13 protein-coding genes and 1 riboswitch are annotated in these 23,057 nt (G+C 50.9%); of the genes, 6 read left to right on the forward strand and 7 right to left on the reverse strand.

Annotation, left to right across the window (positions count from 1 at the left end):
- The first annotated feature begins 28 nt into the window (after positions 1 to 28).
- From L1D43_RS05790 to L1D43_RS05815, 6 genes are all read left to right on the forward strand, one after another.
- Positions 29 to 2,302 (forward strand): DNA internalization-related competence protein ComEC/Rec2, encoded by a 2,274-nt coding sequence (locus tag L1D43_RS05790; protein WP_275659052.1) that lies wholly within the window; start codon positions 29 to 31, stop codon positions 2,300 to 2,302.
- A 35-nt stretch (positions 2,303 to 2,337) separates the two neighbouring features.
- Entirely contained in the window at positions 2,338 to 4,152 is a 1,815-nt protein-coding gene (msbA, locus tag L1D43_RS05795; RefSeq protein ID WP_239850283.1) for a lipid A export permease/ATP-binding protein MsbA, read from the forward strand.
- Positions 4,153 to 4,157: 5 nt separating this feature from the next.
- The gene (gene lpxK, locus L1D43_RS05800; RefSeq protein WP_239850284.1) at positions 4,158 to 5,171 is read left to right on the forward strand and encodes a tetraacyldisaccharide 4'-kinase; all 1,014 of its coding nucleotides are present in this window, start codon (positions 4,158 to 4,160) and stop codon (positions 5,169 to 5,171) included.
- A gap of 22 nt (positions 5,172 to 5,193) precedes the next feature.
- Positions 5,194 to 5,373 carry a Trm112 family protein gene (locus L1D43_RS05805; protein ID WP_041511559.1) on the forward strand — a complete coding sequence of 60 codons (180 nt, stop codon included), beginning with the start codon at positions 5,194 to 5,196 and terminating at the stop codon, positions 5,371 to 5,373.
- 203 nt (positions 5,374 to 5,576) lie between these two features.
- The gene (locus tag L1D43_RS05810) at positions 5,577 to 6,296 is read left to right on the forward strand and encodes a lipopolysaccharide kinase InaA family protein (RefSeq protein ID WP_239850285.1); all 720 of its coding nucleotides are present in this window, start codon (positions 5,577 to 5,579) and stop codon (positions 6,294 to 6,296) included.
- A gap of 607 nt (positions 6,297 to 6,903) precedes the next feature.
- Positions 6,904 to 6,989, forward strand: a riboswitch (cyclic di-GMP riboswitch).
- A gap of 71 nt (positions 6,990 to 7,060) precedes the next feature.
- Positions 7,061 to 9,121 carry an Ig-like domain-containing protein gene (locus L1D43_RS05815; protein ID WP_239850286.1) on the forward strand — a complete coding sequence of 687 codons (2,061 nt, stop codon included), beginning with the start codon at positions 7,061 to 7,063 and terminating at the stop codon, positions 9,119 to 9,121.
- A 408-nt stretch (positions 9,122 to 9,529) separates the two neighbouring features.
- On the opposite strand, the gene L1D43_RS05820 is transcribed toward L1D43_RS05815, so the two are convergent.
- The 7 genes from L1D43_RS05820 to L1D43_RS05850 form a co-directional block, all read right to left on the reverse strand.
- The gene (locus tag L1D43_RS05820) at positions 9,530 to 11,239 is read right to left on the reverse strand and encodes a hypothetical protein (RefSeq protein ID WP_239850287.1); all 1,710 of its coding nucleotides are present in this window, start codon (positions 11,237 to 11,239) and stop codon (positions 9,530 to 9,532) included.
- Between the two features lie 478 nt (positions 11,240 to 11,717).
- A complete protein-coding gene (locus L1D43_RS05825; RefSeq protein ID WP_239850288.1) occupies positions 11,718 to 12,506 on the reverse strand; it encodes a thioredoxin domain-containing protein in 789 nt (262 codons plus the stop codon).
- Positions 12,507 to 12,538: 32 nt separating this feature from the next.
- Positions 12,539 to 13,909 (reverse strand): sigma-54 dependent transcriptional regulator, encoded by a 1,371-nt coding sequence (locus tag L1D43_RS05830; protein WP_239850289.1) that lies wholly within the window; start codon positions 13,907 to 13,909, stop codon positions 12,539 to 12,541.
- 420 nt (positions 13,910 to 14,329) lie between these two features.
- Entirely contained in the window at positions 14,330 to 15,208 is an 879-nt protein-coding gene (locus L1D43_RS05835; RefSeq protein WP_239850290.1) for an MBL fold metallo-hydrolase, read from the reverse strand.
- 88 nt (positions 15,209 to 15,296) lie between these two features.
- Positions 15,297 to 18,344: an efflux RND transporter permease subunit gene (locus tag L1D43_RS05840; protein WP_239850291.1), complete on the reverse strand. Its 3,048-nt coding sequence runs from the start codon at positions 18,342 to 18,344 to the stop codon at positions 15,297 to 15,299.
- Positions 18,341 to 21,589, reverse strand: a complete 3,249-nt coding sequence (locus tag L1D43_RS05845; protein ID WP_239850292.1) for an efflux RND transporter permease subunit — start codon at positions 21,587 to 21,589, stop codon at positions 18,341 to 18,343. Before L1D43_RS05845 ends, L1D43_RS05840 begins: the two co-directional genes overlap by 4 nt.
- 14 nt (positions 21,590 to 21,603) lie before the next feature.
- A complete protein-coding gene (locus L1D43_RS05850) occupies positions 21,604 to 22,668 on the reverse strand; it encodes an efflux RND transporter periplasmic adaptor subunit (protein ID WP_239850293.1) in 1,065 nt (354 codons plus the stop codon).
- Between the last annotated feature and the right edge of the window lie 389 nt (positions 22,669 to 23,057).

A 23,057-nucleotide genomic window follows, 5' to 3' on the forward strand; every position in this document is an offset into this window, starting at 1 on the left:
TCTTAAATTATTCATTATGAATCGATTCATGTTTGGCTATTGTGCCACCCTCATCTCCGCGCTGCTCTGGCCCGCCTTGCCGACCCTTTCACTTGCATGTGTGGTGTTAGTCATTGCCGTCATCATGCTGAAATGGTCAAAATTATTGGCTGGTTGCCTTCTGGCTATAGCTTGGATGAGTCTATTTTGCCACCAACTTTTGGTTTTTACGCCTGAAAATTCCAGCGAGCCGCCAACAGTAAGGGGCGAAATCATATCACTAGTTTATCGAAACGGCGACTGGATAAATGCCGATATTCGTATTTTGACCGACCATCCTCTTCAATTTCCTGATAAATATTTGCGCTTGCGCTGGCAAAGCGAACAAAAAGTCGCCATAGGTGAGGTGTGGCTATTCACGCTTGCCCCTAAGCCGATCACCAGCGTGCTTAATCAGGGGGGATTTAATCAGCAGGCCTATCTGTTGTCTAAGCACATCATAGGCAAGGGCAGGGTAATAGCGGCCAAGCGTCTATCGCCGCCGCGGGGGATGCGGGCAGGGCTACTGACACCATTGCGGCAGGCCGTGGCCACATTCGCCAATGGCGATCTGATGCTGGCGCTCATGCTGGGGGATAAGCAGCAGATAAGCGAGGCGCATTGGCAGGGGCTAAGGCAGAGTGGAACCGGCCATCTGGTGACCATCTCCGGGCTGCATCTGTCGGTACTGGCGCTCTGGGTTATGGGGCTGGGAGGCTATCTTTTAGGGTGCTTGCGTCCTCGTCTGGGACTTGGCAATCGCCAAGCCATCGCCTTAGTGGCCTTGGTTTGTTGCGGCCTCTATGCCTTTCTTGCCGGACTGGGGTTGCCGACCCAGCGAGCGCTTATCATGTTGGTTATGGTGATTTGGCTTGGGCTTATCAGGCGCTATGCCTCGCCATTCGAGCGGCTGCTATGGGCGCTCTTCATCGTATTGTTGCTGGACCCCTTGAGTATTCTCGGTGCCGGGCTCTGGCTCTCCTTCGGCGCGCTGGCGATCATTCTCTGGTTCGGCCAATCAGCGTCCGAGCCTGATGAGCGCTTATCGTCTTTGCAGAAGCTGACATACCGCCTTGGCCAGTTGTGGCAGATTCAGTGGCGGTTAAGTTTATCCTTGGGTCTTTTGCAGGGGCTGCTGTTTGGCGGCTTTGCGCCCTACGCCCTGATATTTAACCTAATCTTCGTACCCTGGTTTAGTCTGGTGGTGATCCCGCTAAGCTTCTTGGCCTTGATAACATGGATAACTAGCATCTATATCGGCATGCCCGTGAGCTTACCCCTCTATCTGCTAGATCTTGCCATTTCACCCATGACCTTAGCTTTCGACTGGTTAGGCAAACTTCCTGTTCACTGGTTGCCAGCCTCGATGCAGCTTGTTTCGGCCCTACTGTTTAGCCTGCTTGCTTTTATCTGTTGGCGACTTGCCTCAGGCGCCTGGCGCTGGATGCCCTTGGTGCTTCTCATGCCACTCTGTCTGTGGTGTTTACCTCAAGGGATGACAGATCCTCGCCGTTGGCAGGTCCATCTGTTAGATGTGGGGCAGGGGCTGAGCCTGGTGGTCGAGAAACAGGGGCATGGATTAATCTATGATACCGGCGCCGCCTTCGGTGAGCACTTTAGCTACGCAGAAAGGGTGATCCAACCCTTCTTGCATTACCGTGGTATAGGCAAGCTTGATTACTTGGTGTTGAGCCATGGGGATAACGACCACGCCGGCGGCGCCAACTATTTGTTGTCCCAGCATCCTGAGGTCAAGCTTGTGACTGACCTCGACTATCCTGGTGCCATGGACTGTCGCCCCAAGAGCATGCACTGGCGGGGACTAACCGTCGAGCTACTGGGGCCGCGAGAGGCTGGCGTTGGCAACAATGCTTCCTGCATAGTTCGGATAAGTGACGGCAGTCGAAGCGTGCTTATCCCCGGGGATATCGAGCGTGAGGGTGAGCAGTCGCTCCTGACGCAGACGCCAGAGGTGACCAGTACCGTGTTGATCGCTGCGCATCACGGCAGCAATACCTCATCGAGCAGCACCTTTATTCAGGCAAGTGCGCCAGACATAGTGCTCTATGCGGCTGGGTTCAACAATCGTTATGGCTTTCCCAAGGCCGATGTGGTTAGGCGCTTCAGCGAGACAAAGGCGCGCCAATACAGCACTGGAGACAATGGTCAGCTCAGTTTAACGCTGGACGAAGAGGGCGTTTTAGTCTCGGGTTATCGCCGGGATTTGGCGCCATTTTGGTATAATCAACGCTTTGAATTTGGTGAGTTTGGCAATCCAGAGTAGAATACACTTTTTTGCATCTATTGATAGAATCCCGAATGACAAATGCTTCGAAAAGTGAAGTTAGCAGCGTTTTTCTTAGACTGCTGACCTATCTTGTCCCGCTTAAAGGGGTGTTATTTCTGTCTGTGTTCGGCCTAGTGCTTTATGGCTTGGTGGACGCAACCTTTATTTATTCAATTAAACCCTTTATCGATCAGGGCTTTGCCAGCAATGTACCGACCACTCCCGGTTTGGTGGAAGGCGTCGATCTCGGCATGAGTGGCGGCTTTAACTCCGACAGTGATGTGTTAAAAACCGCGCCCTTTGTGGTGATTGGCCTGTTTACCCTCAGGGGACTGGCTAACTTTTTATCTACCTACGGCATCTCCTACATCAGCGCGCGCATGATCATGGATATGCGTCAGCAGGTGTTTGAACATTATCTCAAGCTGCCCGTCAGCTATATCGATGCCGAGAGCAGCGGTAATTTGATCTCCCGGGTCACCTTCGATACCGAGCAGATCGCCAGAGCGTCCGGCAGTGCGTTGATCACCATAGTGCGTGACGGTATTACTGTGATTGGTATGTTGGGGGTGATGTTTTACAACTCCTGGAAACTCTCGCTCTGTATCCTGATTGTCGGGCCCTTGATTGGCCTGGTGATTGCCGTGGTCAGCCGTAAATTCCGTAAGGTCTCTAAACAGATCCAGACCGCCATGGGTGGGGTGACCTCGGTCACCGAGCAGATGATTAAAGGCCATAAGAATGTGTTGGTCTTCGGTGGTCAGCAGGCCGAGTCCCAGCGTTTTGCCAAGGTGAACGACGATAACCGCTCGCGCACCATGAAACTGGCCCTGGCCCAGGCAATCAGCCAGCCTTTGGTAATGGTGATTGGCTCCCTGGCGCTGGCCTTCGTGCTCTACGCGTCAAGCCTTGAGAGCATGCGTGCAGATCTTACCGCAGGTACCTTTGCGACCATCTTGGCGGCCATGCTCGCCATGTTGCAGCCAATTAAGAGCCTGACCCGTGTCAACGCCGAGTTTCAGCGGGGTATCGCCGCCTGTAGTACCATCTTTGCGGTGTTAGACACGCCGGCCGAGGTGGACAATGGCACCTATGAGACGCAAAGAGTGGCGGGACGCCTGAGCTTCGATAAGGTCAACTTCCGCTATGACAATCAGGAAGGCTTGGCATTGAAAGATGTAGATTTTCAGGTCAATCCTGGCGAGACCCTGGCCCTGGTGGGGCGCAGCGGTTCCGGTAAGTCGACCATAGCCAGCCTTATCACCCGCTTCTACTCGGATCTCGAAAGCGGTGATATTCGCCTGGATGATGTGAGCCTGAGAGACTATAAGCTGGCGTCATTGCGTCGTCAGGTGGCCCTGGTTTCACAGCAGGTGACGCTTATCAACGATACCATTGCAGCTAACATTGCCTATGCCTACCCGGGTGAGGTGAGTGAGGAGCAGATCATAGATGCCGCTAAGCTCGCCAATGCCTGGGAGTTTATCAGTAACATGCCCGAGGGGATCTATACCCAGGTCGGGGAGAACGGCGTCATGCTCTCAGGTGGTCAGCGTCAGCGTATCGCCATTGCCAGGGCGATACTGCGAGATGCGCCCCTGTTGATACTCGATGAAGCGACCTCGGCGCTGGACACCGAATCGGAGAAGGCGATTCAGACGGGGCTGGATAACCTCAGGCAGAACCGCACCTCGATCGTGATCGCTCACCGTTTGTCGACGGTTGAAAATGCCAACCAGATCTTGGTGGTCGATCAGGGCAAGGTGGTCGAGCGCGGCACCCATAGCGAGCTACTGGCCAAGCAGGGGATCTATTACAACCTGTACCAGATGCAGTTTGGTAGCTAAGCACAATGCAGGCGTTGGTTAATCGTCTCTGGTATGACAGGCAGCCCGGTGTTCACTGGTTGCTTGTACTGCTGCTTCTGCCACTCAGTGGCTTGTTTTATCTATTGACGAGCCTCAGACGACAGCTGTTTCGTTTGGGGCTTAAGGCAAGCGCGCGGCTCGATGTGCCTGTGATTGTGGTGGGCAACATCACGGTCGGTGGCAGCGGCAAGACCCCCACGGTCATCTATCTCATCGAACTGCTTCGCCGTAATGGCTATCGCCCTGGGGTGATCAGCCGCGGCTACGGCGTCGAGTTTTCCGGCTGTAAGCGAGTTATCGCTGGCATGCCAGCCAATGAAGTAGGCGATGAACCAGCCATGATAGTCGCGCGAACTCAGGTGCCTATGGTGATAGGTAGCGATCGCGTGGCGGCGGGTAAGGCCCTGATGGATTGGCAGGCGGTGGATGTGATCATCAGCGACGATGGTTTGCAGCACTATAAACTCGAACGGGATATCGAGATCTTAGTGCTCGATGGCAAACGCCGTTTCGGTAATGGTCTGCTGTTACCTGCAGGGCCCCTGCGAGAGGGACGCTGGCGTCAGCGCACAGTCGATTTTACCTTAGTCAATGGTGAGCGCGCCCATCCGGAGGAGTTTGAGATGGCGCTGTCCCCCGGCAATTGGCGCAGGGTGGCCGACGGCGAGCTGGTCTCAGCTAATTTAACTGAGAGCCTAGCCGATAATCCGCTTTCTGAGAATCTGGCTATCGCCGGGATAGGCAATCCACAGCGATTTTTCGATACCCTAACCCATATTGGGGTTCATCCCGTTCACCAACATGCTTTTGACGATCATCAGGCCTACAGCCTCGAAGCCATAGAGACGGTCGCGGCGGGGCGAGGTGTGCTAATGACAGAGAAAGATGCGGTTAAATGTCGCGATTTTGCAAAGTCTAACTGGTGGTATCTGCCGGTAGATGCCAAGATAGCACCAGAATTTGAACAGCAATTGTTAACGCTGCTTGAGCGGCGCTAAAACGTACAACAAGGAAATTAACATGGCGTTTGATAAGAAACTTTTAGAGATAGTTGCCTGCCCTGTATGTAAGGGGAAGCTTGAATATGACAAAGCTAATCAGCAGCTTATCTGTAAGGCAGACCGTTTGGTCTATGCGATTAACGAAGGGATCCCCGTATTGCTTGAAAACAAGGCGACCCCTTGGAACGAAGAAGCTTAAGCCGCTTGGTGTAAAAAGTGCCTCCGTTTATCGCGTGGCATTCTTGAGACGTGTCGGTCGATACGTCTCTCGCTTTCTCCCCGCAGTCGTCACCTATCAGTCAGTCTGGTGTCGTTCATAGTTTCCCCGCTTACGCCCCTGAAGATTGCATTTGCGCAAGCTTGCACACATAATCCCCTTTCACTTTTACCGGAGTATCTTGTGTGACTGTTTCTAGCCTTCAACATGTGATTGATAAACTGCTTGTCGAACATCAGGGCGAACGAATAGTTAGTTTCGAATACCAAGGTCGCAAGTATTGGCTTAAACAGGCAGAGTGTCTCACCGGCGCCATGCGCTGGCTAAAGTCCCAGCCCCAGGCGGCACTGCAGCTTGAGATAGCAACTCTTACTCAACTCGCCAAGAAAGGGGCTCCCGTGCCCGAACTGGTTGCCAGCGGTGAAGGGTTTCTGGTAGTGGCCGACGTAGGCATGCCGATTAATGCTTGGTTAAATGCTGAGATCGATGAGGCCGAGAAGCTCAAGATATTACAGGATAGTGCAACCGGGTTGGCTCAACTGCATCTAAAAGGTTTGGCTCACGGCAGGCCCGCCCTAAGGGATATCTGCTGGCAAGCGGGTAATGTTTCCTTTATCGATTTCGAGGCAAACCAGCAAGACAGCGATATGCATAGGCAGCAGATCAGAGATCTCCTCGTCTATATCCATAGCCTGTATCGCTACATAGGACCCCATCCAGAGATTGTTGAACCTGTGATTGCTGCCTACCGTGCTGCGGGGGGAGAGTCGCTCTGGCAGACTTCAAAGCAAGAGATGAAGAAGTGGCAGTGGCTTAACTATCTTATTGCGCCGCTAAAATCTATCGGTGGAAAGGATCTTCGTCCTGTCTATTGGCTTCTGCGTCACTTTAAACAGACCCATTAATTACTAGGGCCTGTTTATCTTTCGCGTTCATTTTTGCAGCATTCTGTATCGCTTTTATATAAGGCAGAGCGATTGTAATGTAGTGCACTACATCAATGAGTGATAACCCAGTAGAAAAATGATACAGACGCTGCCCGCAGGGTTCGTCTTGAGCACGTTCAACTCTTTGTTACTCGGCTTTTATATAGAATAACTATACTTCAAGCCTCATGCCGCGATTTGAACGTGCTCAATTAGAACAAAATTTGTTCTCAAAAGATAAACAGACCCTAAGCTTTCTCCCGCTTTTCATCCCTCCTGCAGTCAATTCTATGTCAGAACGACGCGATCGCTTGTGCATGATGAGGTAAAACTTGCTGTCTCGGGTTTTAATTCTGCGTTGCGTTGAGAGTTTGGTGAAATAAACTTTTTATGTGATTCTGTGCCGAGTTTTACACCAAGGTTTGTTGTTTTGACAACTTTTGGCTATTCGTTGTGCATTGATTTTCATGGGGTTTTAAAAATTGATTAAAAAATGATCAATTTTTGGTTGAGATTGACTGAGATTAATTGCTAGAATGCCCGAACTCTCTGGGCTGAAGCCGCCTAGAGGTTTAGTTCGAAAGCACTCTCGAAACGGCAAGCATTAAGTAATTAATGTACGCAAAGCCACAGGCCCTAATTGCATAGCAAAAGGGTGGCTGGGCTACCGAATGAGCGTTGATAGAGCCTTGTACTTGTACTTGGAGCTTTCGAAGTGATGTTGACTTTGAGAGGTCCTAGCTATGAGTTCAGTTCATTGCGCTGTTGCGCGTACCGATTCTACATCTACTTTCCTGAAAACCCTCGGTTTTGGTTTAATGGGGGCTGGCTTACTGTCTGCGTCAGCTATTATCCCTGTTCATGCAGATACTCATTCATCTATATCAATTGCTCAAAGCGAAGTCGGTGAACATCAACTAAAAGGTGTCTTGAGTGTTGCCTATACCGACTATCAGGATGGAAAACTCCCAGAATTACATCATAAGTTGACGCTGGACGACGGCAGTGTCGTGCCTTTCAATCTTGTTGGGAAAAACCTCGAGCTGATAAATGGCCAGGAAGTTACGCTGCCAAATAGCGTGCTTAAAAATCCTAATCTCTATCCTGAGCAAATTACCTTATTTGACGGCGGAGTCAGCTCTGCGACTTCGACGACTAGCAGTTTAGATGCCATCACCGTGACCGGTGACCGCAGCGTGCTAGTGATGCTGGTGAAATTTGAAAACTCTTCGAGTGAATATGCAAGTGTCGAACAAGCGAATGACTTGGTTTTTAATCAAGGTAATGCATTCTATCTGGAAAACTCAAATGGGAACGTCAGTTTGAGCGGCGATACCATAGGATATTTGACCCTTCCGCTTGATAAATTTGTATGTGATACCACAGCTATCGGTAACGAAGCCGACATAATAGCCCGTGATCAAGGCTTTGAGCCAAATGACTATGATCACGTGATGTATGTGATCGAAGCAAATCTGGGTTGTCGTTGGTCTGGTCAGGGCACTGTGGCAGGTTACCCTGGGCGTACCTGGATTAAAAATTTCCAGATTAAGACAGTTGTACATGAACTTGGCCACAACCTTGGGTTACATCACTCGCACAGCAAAGATTGTGGTGAGTCTGTTAGCGAAGGGACTTGTTCAACAACTGAGTACGGTGATATCTACGATGCAATGGGGGGAGCCGACGAGGGAGCCCATTTCAACGCATTCCAAAAGGAACGCCTGGGTTGGTTAAATAATCAAGTTACCACTGTGACCAGTGACCAAGTGATCACCTTAGATTATTACGAATCTTTAGAAAGCAACAGCACCCTTGCTGCAAAAGTCTATCTTGGTAACGACGCGAATGGTAATGCACGCTACTACTACTTGGAATATCGCACTCCAACGGGATTTGATGCATTTTTATTCGACAAATATGCCAACCTAGCAGATTCAATTATTCTGCGTGAGGGGACTGAAAACACGCCTGGTAGCAGCTACCTACTCGATAGTACGCCCATGAGCACCAGCAGCGATTGGACCGATAGTACCATAGGTGTTGGCCAGACTTTTTATGATGCAGATAATGGCGTGACAATTGAGCTGCTGGCAGCTGACGGCTATCAGGCAACAGTAGGCATTAGTCACTCAAGCGCAACCACTTGTATCGCCAAGGCGCCAAGTTTAACCGCTATGTCTTCGGGTAGTATGCAAACCTGGGAGCAAAAAAGCTTAAGCTATAGCCTGACTAACAACGATTCTGCAGATTGTCCAAGCACCAATGTGTCACTTGCCGCGACTCTGCCAACAGGATGGACTGGTCAGTGGGAGCAATCTGCCATGACGCTGGCACCACAGCAGACTGTTACCGTTAATTATACCCTGACAGTTAATGGTGATGTAGGTGCTCAGCAGCTCGCCTTGGTTGCAACACCTAGTAACGGTAAGACGAATGCTGAACTGTTGCAAACTATCACGGTAGAAGCGACGAGTGTTAACACGGCACCAGTTGCCCTGGCAGATACACTGACACTTAGTAGTAAGACAAGTGGCATTATTAGCGTATTAGGCAATGATAGCGATGCCGATGGTGATCAGCTTACTGTTGTTACGGTTAGCGCACCGGCTAAGGGAAGTGTGGTGATTAATAGCGATAACACTATCACTTACATACCTGCTAAGTCATTTAAGTCGAGCGATAGCTTTACTTATACGATAAGCGATGGTGAGTTGCAGGCCACGGCAACCGTTAAAGTCAGCCTGACAACTAGTTCTGGCGACGGTGGTGGAAAGCCTGGTGGTAAAGGCAAGAACAGATAGTTTTAGAGTATATTCTTAACAAAAAAGGGCCATAAGGCCCTTTTTTGTTGGCGTTGACAAGTAGTCACAACAAGGCTTCCTGCAATTGTGCTGTGATTTCTTTCAGGGCTTTGTGGCTTGCCGCCGCTATTTGCTATGCATCCCAGAATCCGTTACCTAAAGTGCCCATTCTTGAGGTGCCGAGGATGGGAAATCGAGAGTGGCAGAGTGACATTTCGTCTGTTAGGTGGATATTGGTCGAGAGATGATTTCGTCAAGGTGAATGGTAATACCTTGGGGAGACAAAGACTCGACTAAGTCTAAGCCTTTACGATTATTATCACCAATGCCAACACGTCTTTTATCATGCGGGCTAAAAAAAGCCACCTGCGATAAGTAGGTGGCTTTGTCATATTTCAGAATCAAGCTCTATTCAGGTTGAGGTTCAGGTTGTATTGGGCATAATGGGCAGGTTGCCGTTACCTCATCTGTCAATTCTTCAATTTCATCTACATCAAATATTGAGTATGCAGAAACAGTGACTGTATTTTGAGAATTCAGTCTATTGCCAGTAGGTAGCGTGCTAGGTCTGTAAGTGTCAGATATTATTGCACAAACTGGATCACCATTGACTAGGCCAGGTGCTTCTAGACATAGACCATTGTCACAACTACCGACTGCACAGTCTGTATCGAGTTCACAGGCTTGTGCTATGTCTAATGTATAAGATGCCAATAAATCAACGGTCGCATCAGTAATGGTTGCGTCTAGTGGGACATCACCTAAGTTACAAGAGACGATATCGTAATCGACACTCAATATTACCTCTCCGCCATCTTCGACTAGCTCAGATGTACAGACTTTAGTCAAATCAATCGCTGGATTGAGATCCAAAGAGCTACATTCAATAGTATATTCGTCGCTAGCTGAGGAGCTACCAAAGTCTACAGTTGCCTCGATGGTGTTCATTGGTGGATTGTCATCGGTAAAGAAAGTGCCTGAATAGGTGAACGATTCTCCACCTGGGAGTCCTAGTCCGCCGTTGAAATAACCAACTGTTTCGTCAATGACAACATCATCGCTTGTGTCCAGAGGTGTACCCGCATCATCCACTAGCATGAGTGGGAAGTCAGCATCATAAGCACCCGAACCGTCATTGGTAACGGTTGCTTCGAATGAAGCGACATAGGTTTTCGTTGTGTTGTCACTGGCTAGCGCTAGTCTTTCTACCTTACAGGTTTTAGTGACCATGATACTACATAGTGGGAATTCACCGCCGATGAAATCTTTAAGCTGAGCGGTTTCAGAACGAGAGGAACGCGTTTCAATTAAGAAGCTGCTAAAACATGGGATATTATCGCCCAAGATCTCACTAACGTTTACTCGACCCTCAAAGAATGATTCGTGGGGATATGTAGCTGTTGAGCCATCTTTCGCCATGTAGTCCCACACTGTCTCCTGTGAGTCGTCTTCGTTGGTGATTGCACAGGCTTCTTCCGCCACATTTAGCGCGTCACATTTAGCACTGGTGGCTGCATCGGCCTCAGAGTTGTAGAGCACTTTCAGGTTGTCTGACACATCACCGCCGCCTTCAAGCCATTCCATGACTTGTACGAAGGGTTCTGCATTACTGCCTTGTGGATACTCCATCACAATAAATAGGTCGCCATCTGTATGTTGACCGGTAAATCGATTGGCTCCGTCAGGGCCGACATCGGCCTGGAAGAACCAGAAACCGAAGATCGCGTCACCACTGTTGGCATAACGGTCGGCGCCAAAATAGAAGATGAGATCGTTATTACCGTCACGATAGGCCGCGGCGATACCGTTTCTGATATCATCCTTATCGGGGACGGAACCGTCCTTGTACCACCACTCGGTGACATCGTTGATATCTTTCGAGCCCCCTTTCCAGAAGATTGTCTTGGGTGGCAGATCCGGTATAACGCCTGCTTGACCTGTTTCTCTATCGACTGAAATTGCTATTGCTCCAGCGCCGTCGATGAGGACTTGCTCCCAGTCATTCATACCATTATTTTTAACGTTACCGTCGAGTTCGAGTTGATCGTCGGCGGCAAATGCGCTCGCAGCGGTAAAGCAGGCTGCACAACACATGATTGCAAGTTTATTGAATCTCATTGTCGTATCTCCTACAAATTTGATGACTTCTGTTCCTTGTTGCTATGGCTTAACTTCTGCCATCAAAACCAGGATAATTTTCTCAAAAGTGTTTACTTAGACTTACTTGTTCGGCGTATGCCGCTTTTTAGTAACTGCAGAGGATGTGAAAAAAAGGCTGTCCATATGCAGTATCCAAATCGATGTTCTATTAACAGCAAGCATTAGGCCAAAAGAGTAAGTAGCTGATATTAAATATTTTGTGTGGTTTATGGTTTAGGTGGGGGAGCCGGTGTGTTACAAATGTGGAACACAGTGCAAAGTTCAAACTTGAGGTGGACAAGAGCCTAGTGATGGGCGAAAAGAGTTTCGGATTCGTCAATTTTTGGCAAAGCTAAATGAGAGATATTGTGCGAGCCTAGTTGTTGCGCCGCAAAGTTGAAAAGTGAGCAAATTAAAGGTCCTTCGCTCAAAAACACTTTGCGGCGATTTATTTGAGTTAGTTGGCTTGGGGAGACGGTTCCAGGGCATCTATGCTGGCTTTAAAGACGTCAAAACTTTGCGCCCCGGTAAGAAGCTTAGGTTTGAGCAGCCGATTGTTCTCCAGTCTTCCTATTAGGAAGCTTGGGGTACCACGAACACCTACCGATGAGCCATAGCTTATATCTTGCTTAATCTTATTCATGATGGCTTGATCTTTCAGGCAGGCAGCGAATTTAGTCATGTCCAGAGAGAGCTGTGTCGCCGTGTCTTGGTAGAGTTTGTCCCCTAGCTGTCGCATGTTTTTAAATAGCGCATCGCGCATAGGCCAATAGGCGTCTTGTTGCAGGCTACAGTTGGCGGCAATGGCAGCCCCTTTGGCCTTAGGGTGAAAACCTAAAGGGAAGTCCCTGGCGATATACTTCACCTTGCCGGTGTCGATATAGTCGCTCTTGATCTTGGTGAAGGTATTGTCCATATATCGCTTGCAGTAGGGGCATTGAAAATCTGAAAATTCAATGATGGCTATTCGAGCCGTGGCTTTTCCTATGGAGGGGAGTTTACCATCCTCAGCTGGGTTGTTTTGTGTCGGTAGATTGCGATGTTGCAGCTTCTGGCCTCTCATGACTACTGTGTGTATCTCTTTGATCTGACTGCCCATGATGGCCACTTGTTGTTGAAGTTGGCCAACCTCTTGTTTCAGATAGGCAATCTCCTGTTCTTGTTTGTCATCATTTGTTTGCTGACAGGCTGCAGCGAAAAACAGTAAAGATAGGCAGACAATCACTGTCGAATGAGTTGATGGCATAAGTCGATCCTCGTTTGGTGCCACTGACTTGGCTATAGCTTAATCTTGCACTTCTTGATGAGGCGATAGAAAGTCGTTCGGGAGATGTTGAGTTCACGGGCCGCCGCCGAGATGTTGTGGTTATTGCGCTTAATGGCGGCCAATAGCAGTTCGGTATCAATTTCGGTTCTGTGTTGCGCCAGATCGACCACATCGGAGTCATCGTTTGCCGAACATGCGAATTTAATGCCCAGGTTGGCTTCGGTGATGATGTCGCTTTCGGTCATGATGATGGCGCGTTGAATGCGGTTTTTAAGCTCGCGCACATTGCCCGGCCATTGGTAGTTGGTCATGGCGAGTAATGCGTCCTGGTGAAACTGAAATTGACGATTGGGTGGAGCAAGTTTAGTTAAGTAGTCTTGAGCCAAGAGAGGAATATCTTGCTTATGTTCTCTCAGGCTGGGTAACTCAATCTGTATGATATTGATTCGGTAAAACAAATCCTCTCTAAATTTGCCCTCCTCGACGGCGTTCTCGAGATTAACATGGGTCGCGAATATGATGCGGCAATCCACTTCTGTGGTCTTTTGACCACCGATACGCTCGATGTAGTGCTCTTCAAGAAACTGCAGCAGATTGATTTGCAATTCGAGTGACAGATCACCAATCTCATCTAAAAACAGAGTGCCCTTGTTGGCGCGCTCGATTCGGCCTATGTATTGCCGGTCGGCGCCGGTGAAGGCGCCTTTCTCGTGACCAAACAGCTCAGAATGGATCAGCGTTGGCGGCAGGGCGCCACAGTTAACCGTGATAAAGGGGCCATTTTTACGAGACGAGAGTGAGTGGATTAAGTTGGCGCACAGGCCTTTTCCCGTACCGGTTTCGCCACCTATCAACACAGTTTCATCTGACTTGGCGATCTTATAAAGGTTGTCACGCAGGGTTTGCATGACCTTAGATTCACCAAAGAAGAAAGACTTTGACTGATGTGTAGTCTGCTCTTTGCTCCAACGTTCATTTAACTGAGCCATGCCACACAGGTGGCCCAAGGTGTGGTTGAGTCGTTGCCAATCTATAGGAAGGTGATGAAAATCCAGGAAGTAATCTGTAAAACAGAAACACAGATTATCCATCTTCTTAGGACTGTCTAAGGAGATTGCCAGCCAGAGTAAGCCGGGTTGGCGCGCTGAGAGTAGTTCTATTGCGCGCAGCACAACCTGCTGATGGGGGAGATCTATGATGGCGATGGCGATTTGGCAAGGGAACGACTCTAGCGCCTTGTAGGCCGCACTAAGGGTGCCAGCATGATTGAAATGCCACTGGGAAGCGTTAGTTTGTTTATCGGCAAGACATGCCTCATCCGTGAGGTTTAATACCAATATGTTACGTTCCTTGTGAGTTAAATTCCTCTTACGGTTACTCACGCTGAATCCTTAGCCGGGGCCCCAAGACAGCCAATGCATTTGCTATATAGGATGCTTAAATTTTAGGAAAGCTTGGTGCGAACGCAAGTTGATAGTGTATCTAATTATGATTATTTCCATGTGCAGTCAATGCCACCGAAGATGCCTTGTGGTGCGTAGAATCGCGGGGATTATCAGCCTGGTTTTAACGGCGCTTTGCTCCGAGTTCTCATCAAGCTCATGTGTGCTTGTTTTTATGTGTTTTTTCCTAGAATGGGGGCATTGTGTGTCTTGATAACTGCGCTGTCATTAAGGTGGAATTATGTTGGCTCATGAAGTGGTGGCAGGTTTTACCATGAAAAAGCGCAGCCCTTACAGCTGCGCTTTAATTTGTCAGGTTGGGACTGGTTTGCTGTTGCCAGAACTACTACCTCTTATAGGTTAGTTCGCCTTAAGGCCGTTATAGAGAGTCTCTATCCAGGTTTCCTGAGAGATAAATTGCCACTCCCATTGCTTGAGTGCCTCGGGTAGGCCTTGTTGCTTGATCGCGTCGAGCGACTTTCCCGATTTCAGCTGGGTGTTCATCCAGTCGATAGAGGTGTCTAACATCTGCTTGAACTTAATGAGATCCTGCTTGTTGGCGAGACCGCCGTGGCCTGGGATGATTTTAGCCTCGTCATCGATCTTGGCGAGGAGTGTGGCAACGTTGTCGCGAAAACCGACCACAGAGCCGCCGGCCTTGAGATCGATAAAGGGGAATCTGTCCTTAAAGAAGAGGTCACCCATATGTACCACTGGGGCATCACGCCAGAAGATCACGCTATCACCATCTGTATGGCCCGCTGGCAGATACATCAGGGAGAGGGTGTCGTCATTGAAGTGGATCTTAATGCCCTGATCATAAGTGATGCTGGGTAAGGCCTGTTTGCTATAGTCTTCGTCACTTGCTAGCCGTTTGAGCACATTGTCATGGGCGAAAATAATGCCTTGTTGGCCAAAGATGCTGTTACCGCCTGTATGATCCCCATGGTAGTGGGTATTGACGATATATTTGGGCTTACCGGGCTGAATGTTGGCCAGAGCAGCGCTGATTTTATCTGCCAGTGGCGCAAATTGATCGTCGATGATCAGCAGGCCATCTTCCCCCGCCGATACGCCTATGTTGCCGCCCGCGCCACTTAGCATGTAGACCTTTTCAGTCAGTTTAGTTGCTGTGATTTCGACCTCGGCAAATTTATCATCGGCAGCCAGGCAGCCTAGGCTTGTGCCGTAACTGCCGATGAGCAAGCCTGCAAGGGCGAGACGTAAGATGTTGTTCATAAGTGGACCTTCTTCTTTATTACCGATTCAGTTTATATAGTTGCATAATAAAAAGGCTGCAAGATGCAGCCTTTGATTTGGGGAGTCTTTAGTGTGCCCAAGGCATGATGCGCCGGGTGAACCTGTCGGCGTTGCCTAGCTTGATCGCCGCCTGATGGCGCATGCGATACAAGGCCTGATAGCAGAGTGGTACCAGGTATAGACTGGTAAGCGTCGAGAAGCTCAAGCCGCCAATGATGGCGATCGCCATAGGCGAATAGGGTGGGCCACCGCCTCCAATCTGGGTATCACCCATGGCCAGAGGGATAAGGCCCAGCACCGTGGTACCTACAGTCATGAGTACGGGACGCAGACGGGTGATACACACGGCTTCTATGGTGGCCGACAGGCGATCCAGATCGGGTGTCTTCTGGTTGATCTGGTCGACTAACACTATGCCGTTGTTCACTACGATACCCATCAAGATCAGAATCCCTATCATCGCCATGATCGACATATTGGTGCCCGTCAGCAGCAGCGCCCAGAACACGCCAGTGATGGAGAAGAGGATAGAGGTGATGATGGCCGTTGGCAGCAGCAGTGATTCGAACAGGGCGGCCATGACGATATAGATCATGGCGATGGCCAAGATCATATTGGTTGCCATGATGGCCTGATCTTCATCCTGACGCTGGAATCCACCGCGTAGCGAGTAACCATAGCCTGCGGGGAACTGCACCGCATCCATCACCTGGGTGATTGCTTTTTGGGCCTCTTCCGTGGTCATCTCATCCAGGTTGGCACCGATAGAAAGCGCGGTCTGACGATCATAGTGACGGATAGTATCGAAGCGTGGACGAATCGAGATCTCGGCCAGACTCTGCAGGGTATAGACGCGATTGTCCTGACGCACTATGGGTAGCTCTTTCAGTCTTTCGAGCGACTCACGCCACTGTTTATCGTAGGCCAGCTCGATACGTAGCTCACCGCTGGGATCGTGTCTGAAGGAGCGCAGCGGCGATCCCCGCAGGGCCATGGACACGCTGCGGGCAAGCTCACTCAGGCTGAGATCCAGTCTCGCTGCCATGGTGCGGTCGAGCTCGATGATAACCTCCTGCTGTGTGCTGTTAAGCTCAGAGCGCACATCGATGAGACCGTCTATCTTGGCCAGCAGCGGCACCACCTGCTCACTGATGGTGATCAGTTCGCTGGTGGAACGGCCCGTGAGGGTGACACGTATGCCGTTGTTGTCGTTACCCCAGCCAAATTGTGGCTTGGCGATGGAGAACTTGGGGAAACCGTCGCGGATCTTGCGCTTAAGCGCTTTGATATCTATGTCGGCATCTTCCTGTAGCAGCAGGGTTGATTGGCCTCTGTCGGCCGAGAAGTAGCTGTAGACAGAATCGATATAGAATTCCTCTTTATTGGCGTAGAGGTAATCTTCCATGCGGTTGATCATCGCCTCGGTGACGTCCAGGCTGTGACGCCCCTCCACCTGGTAGTTGATGTAGAGACGGTTGTTGCCCTCGCCGTCGTTTTGATCTTGTTGGACCATGCTCAGCGGCAGTGCCGTCGAGGCCAGGATGATCACGGCAATCAGCCCTGAGCGTTTGGGTCTGTGTAAGATCCACGCCAGGCTGCGCTCGTAGAAAGACTCGAGCTTGCTCTGCTTTGGGTTAGTGTCGATGTCGAAATGCAGCTTAGTTAACATCAAGGGGATCAATGTTTTCGCCACTAACAGCGATGCTGCCAGCGAGATACAGATGGCAATGGCCACATGTTCCAGGAAGATGGTTAGCTCTACCTTGACGCCGAAGATATTCGGCAGAAACACAATCGCCGTGGTGAGTGTACCGGCCAGTACCGCCAGGGCAACCTTATTCACCCCTGTGAGTACGGCCTCGGATGTCGAGGCTGTGCCTTGATGCTGTTTCTCCTGCAGCACGCTCTCACTGACCACCACCGCATTGTCGATCAGCATGCCCACCGCCAATAATAGCCCCATCATGGAGAGAATGTTCAGGCTGTAACCTAAGAAATACATGCCCGCCAGTGTCATACACAGGGAGATGGGCACAGAAGAGACCACAACCAGGGTCATCTTAAGGTTGCGCAAAAACAGGTAGAGCACGGCAAAGGAGAGCAGTGCGCCGATAAGACCGGCCGCCAGCAGATCCGATAGCGAGGATTTCACCCCATAGGCCTGATCTTCCATGATAAACAGCTTGATGCCGTTGAATTGCTGATCTTGTTTGGCCGCCTCGATCACCTTGAGCACACGCTCAGAGACATCCACCAGGTTGGCACCAGACTCTTTGAACACATCCAGACCAACTGCGTACTTTTGATCTAAGTGTCGACCGTCTAGGCGCTCGGGCAGGGCATAGCGAATACTGGCGATATCGCCCAAGGTGACGCCAGGGATCAGCACTAAGGCAGAGATATCGTCGAGATCGCGAAACTCACCCTTTGGCGATACCTGATACACTCGGGTGTTGGCCCTGAGTGTCCCCGCGCTGACGATAAAGTTCTCCTGCCCCAATCTTTGCTGCAGCATGGCACTGCTGATCCCTGTGGCACTGAGCTTATCGGCATCGATTCTGATCTCTATCTGCTTCTGCTCGACGCCATACAGGGTCACCTGAGAGACACCTTCGACTCGCTCCAACGGCTTCTTCAGCTGTTTATCCAGCAGATCGAAGGCGCCAGAGAGCTCTCGTTCACTTGAGATACGTATTGTCAGCACAGGCATGTCGGCGGTCGAGAACTGACGGATAAAGACGCGTTCGACATCTTTAGGCAGCAGGTGGCGCACCGCATCCACCTTTTCCCTGGCCTCCAGGCTCTTGGTGGAGACATTCTCGCCCCACTTCATTCTAAGCTCGATCTCGGCGCCGTTTTGCGACGAGCGGGATCTCAACTCCTCGATCCCCCCCATGGTGGCGAGGGACTCTTCTAGGACGTTGGTGATCTCACGCTCCACCTCGGCAGGGGTTGAGCCCTTGTAGGGGACTTCAATCAACACCTGGGGCATCTCGATGCCGGGAAACATCTCCAGCGGCAACAGGCGACTCGAGGCCAGACCAAAGAGCAGTATGGCCACGAAGAACATGCTGGTGGTAACGGGTCTGGCAAGGGCTAACCGGGTGATATTCATGCTGATTCTCCCTCTTGAGCCACTTCGGCTGGCGCGTCAAAGGCCTTGCGATCGAACAGGGCATATAGCGCCGGGATCACCACGAGTGTCATCAGGGTGGCCAATGACAGACCGAAGATAACGGTGATCGCCATGGGCGCACGTACCTCGCTGCCATCGCCTAAGCCCAGTGCCATCGGCGCCAGACCCAGAGCCGTCGTCATAGTGGTCATGACGATAGGGCGCAGACGTGACTTGGCGGCCTCTTCGATGGCGCTAAGTTTTTCGATGCCTTGTTGACGCAGCTGATTGATGCGATCGACCAGGACGATGGCGTTGTTAACGACGATACCCGCCAGCATGATAAGCCCGATGAAGACCACCACACTCAGGTGGGTCTGAGTAATGAACAGACCAAAGATGCTGCCGCCTACCGCCATAGGTACGGCGATAAGAATAAGCAGCGGATGCACCAGGGACTCGAACTGACTCGCCATCACCAGATACACCAGGAAGACGGCCAAGATCAGGGCTATTTGCAGCGACTGGAACGAGTGCTCCATCTCTTCATTCTGGCCGCCGAAGCGCACCTGAATCGAGCTAGGCAGATTCTGCTGGTCTATGATGCTTCTCGCCTCCAGCACGGCGTCGTTAAGATCGCCATAGGCGAGGTTAGCTGACACGATAGCCACGCGTTGCTGGCTGATACGGTTGATGGCAGAGGGGCCCAGATTCAAGGAGACATCGGCAACGGCGCTCAGTGGAATAGGCTGATTGCTGTTGGGGTTGATGATCATCGAATCGATATCGCTTATCTGGTCGCGCTCCTCGAGTTCGCTGCGCACCAGGATGTCGATCTTTCTGTCGCGTACCGTGTATTGGCTGGCCACAGTGCCACCGATGCGCTGGGCGATGCGGTTAGCGACGGTTGGCGCGTCCATGCCCAACGCGGCGAGACGAGCATGATCGAAGCGGATGCTAAGCTCTGGCTGGCCATCACGCAGGCTGGTGTTGAGGTCGGCGAAACGATCTGAGTCCGACAGGGCGCTGATGAGGTTATCCGCGGTCTGTTTAAGTTGGGCCAGATCATAACCAATCACTTCAATCTCCAGTGGTGTCTTGAAACTAAACAACTCCGGATGTTGGATCTTGGCCTCCAGCTCAGGGATACGCATAGCCGTGCTGCGCAGCACTCGGGTGACCGCATCGAAGGCTCGATGATCGGCGAGTACCACCTGCAGACGGCCCCAGTTTTCGCCGCCGCGCGAGGTATCTGAGGTCATCAGACCGCCGCTACCGGCTTGGCTGTAGGCATGTTTAACATCCTCTCTGTCCTTGATGGACAAGGCCAGTTTCTGTAACACTCTGTCGGTCTCACTCACCTCTGTACCCGGCGGCAACAAGACCTCGACATAAAACTCACCCTGATTCATCGGCGGAATCAGCTCCATGCCCAGTCTTGGCACTAGGCTCATGGTACCTATAGTGAGAGTGAGGGCGATGGCCATCGTTAGCCAGCTGAATTTCAGCGCCTGGCGCAGCAGCTTGTGATAAACACTCTCGAGCAACTTATAGAACCAGTTAAATGCCGCGCTGATGGGGCGCATCACCAGGCCCGCAAGCCAAGAAAATGCGCGGCTAAGCATCAATACCAGTGTCAGCAGCAGTGATGGCAAGTAGCTAAACAGCAGCACGAAGGGGAAAGAGCAGACGGTGGCGCCGTAGTGCTTTACCTTGGCAAACTTAGTGTCGAGAACCGGCTTTTCTCGTTTTTGCACCAGATGTGGCAGGGCCTTAAAGCCTTCACGCGATGCCAACATAGGAATCGTGGTGAGCGCAACCAGCAGCGAGGCGAGTAGGGCAAAGGTCACGGTTAAGGCTTGGTCAGAGAAGAGGGCGCCGGCAACACCGTCGACAAATACCAGTGGTACAAATACCGCCAGCGTCGTCATGGTGGAGGCGAAGATAGCCCCAGCCACCTCTTTAGTGCCTGTCACCGCGGCGTCGAGCTTGTTCATGCCCAGCTTGCGGCAGCGGTCGATGTTTTCCAGCACCACGATGGCATTATCTACCAAAAGGCCCACCGCCAGCGCGATACCGCCCAGAGACATGATGTTGAGACTGATGTCGGCGAAATACATCATGTTAAAGGTGGCGATAACCGAGAACGGGATCGAGATGGAGATGATAAGGGTCGGCACTATGTCCCTGAGGAACAGGTAGATCACCAGCATAGACAGCAGACTACCTATCAGCGCCGCCGAGGTCACCTCGCTCACGGCGCTCTCGATAAACTCTGACTGGTCATAGATCACCTTAAGCTCCGCCTTCTCGTTGAGCTTCTTCAGGGCATCGAGCTTAGCGGTAACTTTGCGGGCCACGGCAACCGTGTTGGCATCACCCTCCTTATAAATGGCCAGTTCGATAGACTCGGCCGAGCCGATACGGGTGATGTCGTTGCGCTCCTTGTGGGCGTCGATGATGTCGGCCACCTCGAACAGACGCACCAGGGTCTGGTTATCGCGATAGACGATGATCTGACCCAATTCGTCTAAGGAGTTGAACTGGTTCAGAGTACGAACTAGGTACTCTTTCTCGCCCTGTACGACCTTACCGGCAGAGAGGTTGATATTCTCGGCGGCGATACGCTCGCGGATCTTGTCGGCGTTCAGATTAAGCTGGGTCAGCTTCTCCTGATTGAGCTGAATATGTACCTCTTGCTCCAGACCGCCCGAGAGCCTGACGGCGGCGACACCGCTGAGTGACTCCAGCTGACGCTTAAGCTCCTCCTCGGCAAAGGTGCGCATCTGCTTGAGTGACTGATCATCGGCATCGGGTAGGGAGAGCGCCAGACGCACGATTGGGTCTAAGTTAGGGTTAAAGCGCAGCAAGAGTGGCTTCTTCACATCCAGTGGCAGCTCTATGGTGTCTAGCTTTTCCCTCACCTCCAGGCTCGCCATATCCATATCTGTGCCCCATTCAAATTCGAGCACTACATCGGACATGCCTGAGCGGGAGATGGAGCTAATCTTGCGCAGCCCCTTAACGATACCGGCGGCTTCTTCGATAGGCTTAGAGACCAGCTGCTCTACCTCGACCGGTGCGGCGCCTTCATATTGGGTGCGTATGGTAATAGTTGGGTAGCTGAGATCCGGCAGGAGTTTTACCGCCAGGCGAGAGAAACCCACCATGCCAAACAGGATCACCGCCAGCATAAACATCCACACGGATACCGGCCGTTTAACGGAAGTATTAATAATCGACATAAGCTAAGTTCCCGTTATTGTTGTGCGCGAGCAACGTCTAGTTGGCTGATCACTTCAACTAACGACTGGTCTTTCAGGTTTTGTTGACCGCGGATCACTATCTGCTCGCCCGGCTCTAGCCCTGAGACCACCTCAACGGTATCGGCCTCGCGATAACCCAGGGCAACTTCGCGGCGCAGGGCATTTTCACCCTGGACAACATACAGGGCGTATTGGTTGTCCTGATTGACTACGGCGTTGTAGGGCACTGTGATCACATTGCTGTGGGTGTCGTATCTCAGCTCTACGCGAGTAAACATACCCGCCTTAAGCTTTGCGTTTTGGTTGGGAACCGATAGAGTGACCTTAAAGGTACCGCTTTGGGGATCCACTATGGGGCTGATCCGCAGCACCTTGGCATGTATGGTTTCTTTGGTATGCTTGTTGGCATAAAGCTCGGCCTCCTGGCCTAAACGCAGGCTTTGCAGCTGAGCCTCTGGCAGGTGCACTATGCCGTATAGCTCGTCTTGATTGACCACATAGAATAGCTGCTCAAACTCTTTGGCCATGTTGCCGGCCTTCACGTATCGCTTGGCGACCACACCGTCGATAGGGGAGCGCACCATGCTCTCCTGAACTTGCAGCGCGGCAAGGTCGCGCTTGGCAATCGCCGCTTGTAGGTTGTATTCGAGTTTGGCCATGGAGTCGGCGCTGATGAACTCTTTATTGCTCATCTTCTTCAAACGGTTGAGTTCCTGCTCGATGATCTCCACTTCGGCCTGCGAACGAGCCAGATCGTAGCGTTGGCGCTTGGCATCGATAACCGCTAACAGTTGTCCCTTGGTGACGCGATCGCCTTCTTCGACTTTAATGGATTCGATAAGCCCGGCAATGCGACTGACCACGTCTGCTTCCTGAGGGGCTTCCAGGGTAGCTGTAGTGCTGTAAAAAGAGGAGACATCACCTTGTATGACGGTCGTGGTTTCGACGGGGACGGCGTACTTTTCTTCTTCTTTCTTTGTTTCCTCATTACCACATGCACTGAGTACGGCAACAAAAAGTAGGGGGAGTGCCAACTTAAACTTTGAAAAAGATTCCATGTGAAGATACCTATGTTATTTATCCAATTAGCCTTAGTAAGCACAAGGTGTGCCAAAATGTTAAATCCATTTATATCAGTAGTTTACACCAAAGCCTGTCAGGTCGTGGTGAGTTTGTTAACTGGTTTGTAGCGAAAATGTTTAACATGTGATGCTTTTGACTAATCTACAGTTAAGACCTATTGCCAAGGTCAGTGCAAATTGGATTTGATACAAAATGTATCTCAAGTGTTAACCCTATCTTGCATGGCGACGATGATACAAACCAAAGGGCGCTCGGGAGTCGGTCGTCGATAAAAACTCAAGGCACCAAATTTTAGTCATATAACTTTAGTCATATAACTTTAGTCATATAAAGTAGGGGGGTTTAATACTCTTCATATAAGCAT

It is taken from the genome of Shewanella sp. Isolate8 (genome assembly GCF_022398495.1).
Taxonomy (GTDB): Bacteria; Pseudomonadota; Gammaproteobacteria; order Enterobacterales; family Shewanellaceae; genus Shewanella; species Shewanella aquimarina.